The 7,059-nt window shown below is 68.9% G+C and carries 8 protein-coding genes; 5 read left to right on the forward strand and 3 right to left on the reverse strand.

All coding sequences use genetic code 11. The features are described from left to right. On the reverse strand, positions 1-838 hold an 838-nt coding region (locus GA0115259_RS29170), incomplete at its 3' end, for a PucR family transcriptional regulator (RefSeq protein ID WP_237540572.1). 225 nt (positions 839-1,063) lie between these two features. On the opposite strand from GA0115259_RS29170, the gene GA0115259_RS29175 reads away from it, so the two are divergent. From GA0115259_RS29175 to GA0115259_RS29185, 3 genes are all read left to right on the forward strand, one after another. Further along, the gene (locus GA0115259_RS29175) at positions 1,064-1,990 is read left to right on the forward strand and encodes a proline dehydrogenase family protein (protein WP_093602567.1); all 927 of its coding nucleotides are present in this window, start codon (positions 1,064-1,066) and stop codon (positions 1,988-1,990) included. Between the two features lie 46 nt (positions 1,991-2,036). Then, complete coding sequence (pruA, locus tag GA0115259_RS29180; protein ID WP_093602569.1) at positions 2,037-3,668, forward strand: L-glutamate gamma-semialdehyde dehydrogenase; 1,632 nt, start codon at positions 2,037-2,039, stop codon at positions 3,666-3,668. 137 nt (positions 3,669-3,805) lie between these two features. Further along, positions 3,806-4,375 (forward strand): GNAT family N-acetyltransferase, encoded by a 570-nt coding sequence (locus tag GA0115259_RS29185; RefSeq protein WP_093602571.1) that lies wholly within the window; start codon positions 3,806-3,808, stop codon positions 4,373-4,375. A 157-nt stretch (positions 4,376-4,532) separates the two neighbouring features. Here the strand turns inward: GA0115259_RS29185 and GA0115259_RS29190 are convergent, their stop codons facing one another. Beyond that, complete coding sequence (locus GA0115259_RS29190; RefSeq protein ID WP_093602573.1) at positions 4,533-5,063, reverse strand: choice-of-anchor K domain-containing protein; 531 nt, start codon at positions 5,061-5,063, stop codon at positions 4,533-4,535. A 446-nt stretch (positions 5,064-5,509) separates the two neighbouring features. Between GA0115259_RS29190 and GA0115259_RS42265 the strand changes: the two genes are divergently transcribed. Together GA0115259_RS42265 and GA0115259_RS29200 are read left to right on the forward strand one after the other, a co-directional pair. Then, a complete protein-coding gene (locus GA0115259_RS42265; protein WP_093602575.1) occupies positions 5,510-5,638 on the forward strand; it encodes a hypothetical protein in 129 nt (42 codons plus the stop codon). A gap of 384 nt (positions 5,639-6,022) precedes the next feature. Further along, entirely contained in the window at positions 6,023-6,475 is a 453-nt protein-coding gene (locus GA0115259_RS29200; RefSeq protein WP_093602577.1) for a DUF5707 domain-containing protein, read from the forward strand. A gap of 61 nt (positions 6,476-6,536) precedes the next feature. Here GA0115259_RS29200 and GA0115259_RS29205 read toward each other — a convergent pair. Then, the coding region (locus GA0115259_RS29205) for a M55 family metallopeptidase (RefSeq protein WP_161230491.1) at positions 6,537-7,059 on the reverse strand (523 nt) is incomplete at its 5' end.

The following is a 7,059-nucleotide window of genomic DNA, read 5'->3' on the forward strand; positions in this document are numbered from 1 at the left end:
AGCGGGCCCGCGCGTCCTTGGACATCCGGCCGGTCGGCTCGCCCGGACGCGATGCGCCGGTTCGCTCGTACGCTGTCACCCGGGCGGGCGTCGTGGATCCATGAGCCGTGGACCCGTGGGCCCGGTCCGTGCGGCTGGGTGCGCCGGACCGGTCGTACCCGCCGCCCGAAGGCGCCCCCGCGCGCCCATCCGGATACGGCAGCGCGCACACCGCCGCTGTGCCCGGGACCGCCCGCGGACGGGGTTCCTCCAGTCGCCAGGGCGCCACGCACAGCAGCACATGCAGACCGTCCGCGCTCGGGCCCAGGGCCGTGCGGAGCGTGGCCAGGGCCATGTCGCGCTGCCAGCCGCGCTCCGCCGTGAGCGCAGCGCGCAATTCGCGGGCCAGATCCGCGCCCGCCTTCGCCTCCTCGGCGAGCAGATCCCCGATCCGGGCCGTCACCTCCATGGCCGCCGCCAATCGGGAGTCGCCCAATCGGGAGTCGACCGGACCCTGGCCCGGCTCGGAATCGTCCAGCAGCCATACGTAACCCAGCACCACGCCCCGATGCCGTACGGGCAGACAGATCCGGCCGCGGAAGACTCCCGCGTCCGGTGCGGCCGGGATACGGACCGGGCCCTTCGCCCGGGTGATGCCGAAGCCCTCGAACCACGCGCGCACCGCCGGCGTGGACTTCCGGGTCAGGATCGAGCGCGTCCTCACCGGATCCATCGCCGTGTCGTCATCACTGTCGTGCGCACCGAAGGCGATCAGCCCGAAATCCCGGTTCTCCAGCGTCACGGGAACGCCGAGCAGCGCCGTGATCTCGTCCACCAGTTCCTGGTAATCGCCCTTCATCCGGACATTCTCGCACCGCCTTCAGACAGTTGTCTGAGATCCCGGCCACGGATGCGTGACACCTGTCGATGGCAGAGGATCGGAGCGATCCTTAGGTTTCACAGTGGTTCTCCGTGCCGTGCGGATCCGGTCCGGTCCGGTCGCTCCGTCCCTGCCTGTCCCCGGCCTGCTCCGTCCCGGACCGCTCCGCCGCGGCCCTGCTCGATCTCACCATGGAGGTGCCCTGTGCTGGGTCCCGTGATCCTCGCCGCCTCGCGCAGCGACAGAATGCGCCGTGTCGTCTCGGCCGCGCCGGTCACCAAGCCCGTGGTGAACCGTTTCATCGCGGGTGAGTCGATCGAGGAGACGGCTCCGGTCATCGAGACCATGGCCGCCCGCGGTCTTGAGGTCACGCTCGATGTCCTCGGCGAGGACATCACCGATCCGGCCGAGGCCCTGCTCGCCCGTGACGCCTACCTCCGGCTGATCGACGCCCTCGCTCCGCTGGAACTGGGCGCCCGCGCCGAGATGTCCGTCAAGCTCTCCTCCTTCGGCCAGGCGCTTCCCGGCGGACACGACCTCGCCCTGAAGAACATCACCGCCGTCGTGGAGGCCGCCGCCGCGATCGGCACCACGGTCACTCTCGACATGGAGGACCACACCACCATCGACTCGACGCTCGCCATCCACACCGAGCTGCGGGAGCGCTTCCCGGAGACCGGCGCGGTCGTACAGTCGTATCTCTTCCGCACCGAGGACGACTGCCGCGCACTGGCCGCCGCAGGCTCGCGCGTACGGCTGGTCAAGGGCGCCTACAAGGAGCCGGCCTCCGTCGCGTACCAGGACAAGACCGAGGTCGACCGGGCCTACATCCGCTGTCTGCGGATCCTGATGGACGGCTCGGGCTATCCGATGGTCGGCACCCACGATCCGCGCATCATCGCGATCACGCAGGAGCTCGCGCACCGTGCGGGACGCAAGCTGGACGAGTACGAGTTCCAGATGCTGTACGGCATCCGCGAGGCCGAGCAGAACCGCCTCGCGGTGGAGGGACACCGGATGCGTGTCTACATCGCGTACGGCACCGACTGGTACGGATACTTCATGCGCCGCCTCGCCGAGCGGCCCGCCAACCTCGCGTTCTTCCTGCGTTCGCTGGTCAGCCGCGGCTGAACCCACGACTGCCAACTGACCTACTGATGAAGGAGATTCGGCAACCATGGACGCTGTGACCCAGGTTCCCGTGCCGGTCAACGAGCCGGTGCACAGCTATGCGCCCGGCTCACCCGAGCGGGCCCGTCTGGAGGTCAGGCTCAAGGAGCTGGCCGAGAATCCCGTCGACCTGCCGATGACTATCGGCGGTGAGAAGCGGATGGGCGGCGGCGAACGCGTCGATGTCGTACAGCCGCACAACCACCGGGCCAGGCTCGGTACCTTCGCCGGCGCCACCCAGCAGGACGCGCGCGACGCGGTCGACGCCGCCCTGGCCGCGGCTCCCGGCTGGCGCGCGACCGCCTTCGACGACCGCGCCGCGATCATCCTGCGCGCCGCCGAACTGCTCGCCGGGCCATGGCGCGAGACGATCGCCGCCGCCACCATGCTCGGCCAGTCGAAGACCGCCCAGCAGGCCGAGATCGACGCGCCCTGCGAGCTGATCGACTTCTGGCGCTTCAATGTCTCGTACGCCCGTGATCTGCTCGCCGAGCAGCCGGTGGCCAACTCGCCCGGTGTCTGGAACCGTCTCGACCACCGCCCGCTGGAAGGTTTCGTCTACGCGATCACGCCGTTCAACTTCACCGCAATCGCGGGCAATCTGCCCACCGCGCCCGCGCTGATGGGCAATGTCGTGGTCTGGAAGCCGTCGCCGACGCAGACGCTGGCCGCCGTGCTGCTGATGGAGCTGCTGGAGGAGGCCGGGCTGCCCAAGGGCGTCATCAATCTGGTGACGGGCGACGGTATCGCCGTCTCCGAGGTGGCCCTGAACCATCCCGACCTGGCCGGTATCCACTTCACCGGCTCGACCAGGACCTTCCAGCATCTGTGGAAGACGGTCGGCGAGAACATCGAGAAATACCGCTCGTATCCGCGGATCGTCGGCGAGACGGGCGGCAAGGACTTCGTCGTCGCCCACCCGAGCGCCGACCGCGCCGCCCTCAAGACCGCGCTGACGCGTGGCTCCTTCGAGTACCAGGGCCAGAAGTGCTCGGCCTCCTCGCGCGCGTACGTACCGGCGTCGATCTGGAACGACGGCTTCCAGGAGGAGTTCGCGGCCGAGGTCGACGGGATCGCCATGGGCGATGTCACCGATCTGACCAACTTCATCGGCGCCGTCATCGACGAGCGCGCCTTCGCCAAGAACAAGGCCGCGATCGACCGCGCCGCGGCGGACCCGACCTGCACGATCGTCGCGGGCGGTACGTACGACGACTCGGTCGGCTACTTCGTACGGCCCACCGTCATCGTCTGCACCGATCCGGAGAACGAGGTCTTCACGACCGAGTACTTCGGCCCGATCCTCGCGGTCCATGTCTACGACGACGCCGACTACGCGTCGGTGCTCGCCCAGATGGAGTCCGTCTCGGCGTACGCGCTGACCGGCTCGGTCATCGCCAACGACCGGGCCGCGGCGGCCGACGCGATGGCGAAGCTGCGGTACGCGGCCGGGAACTTCTACATCAACGACAAGTCGACCGGCGCGGTCGTCGGCCAGCAGCCCTTCGGCGGCGGCCGTGCGTCCGGCACCAACGACAAGGCGGGCGCGCCGCAGAACCTGATGCGCTGGACGCTGACCCGTTCGATCAAGGAGACGCTGGTCCCGCCGACCGACTACCGCTACCCGCACATGGGCTGAGGCCGCCACGTCGGCCGACTTGGTACGTCCGCCGGCCGGGCCCGCCCCCCCCACAGTCTCGCCCCCGTATCGGCGCCCCCCTCGCCGGTACGGGGGCGACCCACGTCCGGCGCCCCCGCCCTGGGAGAGTGGCGCGCATGACGGAACCCGAACCCCTGCGTACCGCGGAACCCCTGTGTACCGCCCACACCTTCGAGCTGTCCCCGGCCGACCTCGCCGGGATACGCGCCCTGATGGACGAGGCCTTCGAGGGCGGATTCACCGACGAGGACTGGGACCACGGGCTCGGCGGTGTCCACGCGTACGTTCGCGCACCGGACGGTACGTTCCTCGCGCACGGCAGCGTGATCCAGCGGCGGGTGCTGTACGGGCGCCGCTCGTACCGCGTCGGTTACGTCGAGGCCGTGGCGGTACGGCCCGACCGCCACCGGCAGGGACTCGGCGGCCGGATCATGGCGGCACTGGAGCACGTGATCGACGGCGCGTACCACCTGGGAGCGCTCTCAGCCTCCGACGACGGCGCCCGACTGTACCGCGCGCGGGGCTGGCACCTGTGGCAGGGCACGATCGAGACCTTGGCCCCCGGTGGCGTGGTCAGGCTTCCCGAGGAGGAGGACTGCACGTACTTGCGGCCGGCCGCGAGGCGTCCGCTGCCCGGCCCTTCGGGCGCGCTGGTCTTCGACTGGCGCGAAGGGGACGTCTTGTAGGGCCCTCTGGGGCGCCGCGCGGTCGACTGCGCTCAACGCAGGTCGGACATATCGAGTACGAAGCGGTAGCGGACGCCGTTGCGTCCGATGAGCCGGAAGCCGCCCGGTGAACTGGAAGCCGCCCGGCCGGCACCGCTGCACCATATGAGCGATGTGGCTACGACGGGCCCTGGTAGGGAGTGAAGGAGGCCCTGAGTTCGGCGGTGTTGGGCTCTTTGGCGTCCTCGATGCTGACGAAGTGCCTGGTGATCTCGCCGAACTGAAGGAAGCCCTGGATATGCATGTCGTACCAGCGGCCTTCGACTTCCACGACCTGCTCGAACTTGACCTCTTCCAGCTCGACCGTGTCTTCCTGTGACGGGCCCACGTTGGGCGTCTCGCGATGTTGGAATTTCAGCGGGCCGACCGTGCGTCTGTCCTTGTTTCCGAAGGCCACGGTGATGGTGAGTTCCGCGGTGAAGATCGGGTTCGGCGGCATGGGGATCACATGGTTGTAGTGCTTGAAGGAGCCGATCATGCTCGGGGTGCCGTCGAGCGCCACCTGGGTGGAGACGCCCTCGAAGACGTAGGCGCTCTTCACGTCATCCGCGACGGCGCCCCAGGCGAGGCGCTTGGTTTGCAGACCGCTGAACTGCGATGTGTCCACGTCGACACCTGTCCAGACGCCGCTGCTGAGAACGTTGACCATGCCAGGAGTGCTCCTTCCCCGGGTGTGACCCGGTGGGTTTGACCGGTGAATTTTCCATCGGTCCGGGGCAGTCGGTAATGAGGCCCTGACGCACCGTAAGCGGAGAGGTCGGGCGACCTGAATGTGAAAATGAGACAGATGCGGTCATGGCGGGATCGCGGCGTCGGTCCCGTGCCGGCTCCGTCGTCCGTACGGTCCGCACAGCCGCAGGTCGGAGGGGTGCCGTCTCAGATAGTAGGAAGTCCGAGTAAATATAGAGACAGGGCGGCGCACCTCGCTTAGCGTGGAAGAGCCGAACGTCTCGCTCCATCCAGCGAATGGCGGTCGCGGGCCGACGCCCTCAGCAGGCAACCCCTGCGGCGCACGCCCCCCGCCCCATCCGGCGCCTCGTAGATGCATCATGCGACCCCACCGCGTGGCTCAGCTATCTCAAGGAGTCGATCATCATGGCCGAGACGACAGTCCGTCGCGTCCGTCACACTCCCCGTACGAGCGAGTCCGACCGCAAGAACGCCGCCGCGGCGCTCCAGCGTGCCCTGGACCGCCGCGACAACGGTGGCTCGACGGGCCACTGACCAGCCCCGCAGCCGCGCTCCAGGTCCACCTGGTCGGCCCGGCCCGCGTACCGCGCGTACCCGGTCTCCAGGTCGACCACGGTGCAGTGGCGTAACGCGACGATCAGTTGCGCCGCGACGGTCGCCCCCTGCCGTCAAGGGAATCGGGATCCGCGTCCCGCACCTGGGGCCGGCTCAGCGACGTGTCGTGCACCTCGATCCGTACGGCGCCGGGCGTCGGTACGTAACGGGTCTCGATCTCCGAGCCCCCATCCGCAGCCGCTTACTCAGGTCGAGCTGAGCACATGTGCTCATGCCCGGCGCATCCCGCGCCGCGAGCATGGTCGCAGCGGCGCAACCGAGAGCGCCGATCTCATCCATCTGAGACAGTTGCGGAGAACTCTTATGTCCCGACGTATCGCTTTGGCCGTAGCCGCCGGTGTCGTCGTCCTCGGAGGCGCCGGAGCCTTCGCCATCGCCTATGCCGGTGAGCAGCCTCCCGCCTTGGCGCACAGCACCGCCCGTTATGTCGCTCCCGACGGCGACCGCGACGGCTCGTTCACCTTCACCACCGATGTCACGGCGTCCTCCGGCGTCAAGAGCTTGAAGGTCCTGGCCTGGCCGGCTGACTCCGCCTTCGCCCAGCAGGAGCTGACCGCCAAGGACATGGCCGCTGCGGAGTCGGCCACCTGCGAGCCCGCCCGCGAGGACACCACGCGCTGCGTCTACACGATCGCCGTGCCCGGCGCCGAGGCCGAGTCTTCCCCTCGCGGTCCCTGGCATGTCGCCGTCCTCGCCACCGCCGAGGACGGCACGACCACCCTGGCCACAAAGGCGGCGAGCTTCACCGTCAAGTAACCGAGCATTCAACCCTCCCGGGGCACTGAGAGGCGCTCCAAGAGACCCATAGGACATGTCTCTAGCCGGGTTTGATGCCGGAGAGTTGTACGAGCAGCAGGACCAGCCGGTAGGCCTCGGCGATGTCGGTGGCGGTGAAGGCGATCGTACGGCCGCTCCCGGCGCGTGAGACGCCTGGTACGAGTGTCGCCAGGTCAACCATGTACGGCCCGGAAAGGTCGACCTCGACATCGAGTGGTCCGGCGATGGTCAGTGGCGAAACCTGGGCACGTCGTGTGATGGCTTCGGCCGCCGTCCGGCGCAGGCGGTCCCGGGCTTCTTCGGGGTGCAGGGCGATGGCGGCGGTCTGGCCGAGGGCTTGCTTGACCGCGACGGTGAGCGCGGACGGGACCAGATCGGTCAGTTCGGCGCAGGCGGTGTCGTCGCCGCTGAGCAGCACGACCGGTACGCCCAAGTGCCCGGCCATGGCCGCGTTCAGACCGATCTCACCCAAGGAACGCCCGGCCACGCGCACATCGAGGATGCTGTCGCTCATGGTGTGCGCCAGTACGGCGGGCCCGCCGCCGGCGCGGGCGTGGTAGCCG

It is taken from the genome of Streptomyces sp. MnatMP-M17, from assembly GCF_900091995.1.
Taxonomy (GTDB): domain Bacteria; phylum Actinomycetota; class Actinomycetes; order Streptomycetales; family Streptomycetaceae; genus Streptomyces.

What these genes read in the sequence shown, in the direction of transcription:
- pruA (WP_093602569.1), top strand. Translation starts at nt 2,037, where the DNA reads ATGGACGCTGTGACCCAGGTTCCCGTGCCGGTCAACGAGCCGGTGCAC.
- GA0115259_RS29185 (WP_093602571.1), top strand. Translation starts at nt 3,806, where the DNA reads ATGACGGAACCCGAACCCCTGCGTACCGCGGAACCCCTGTGTACCGCC.
- GA0115259_RS29190 (WP_093602573.1), bottom strand. Translation starts at nt 5,063, where the DNA reads ATGGTCAACGTTCTCAGCAGCGGCGTCTGGACAGGTGTCGACGTGGAC.
- GA0115259_RS42265 (WP_093602575.1), top strand. Translation starts at nt 5,510, where the DNA reads ATGGCCGAGACGACAGTCCGTCGCGTCCGTCACACTCCCCGTACGAGC.
- GA0115259_RS29200 (WP_093602577.1), top strand. Translation starts at nt 6,023, where the DNA reads ATGTCCCGACGTATCGCTTTGGCCGTAGCCGCCGGTGTCGTCGTCCTC.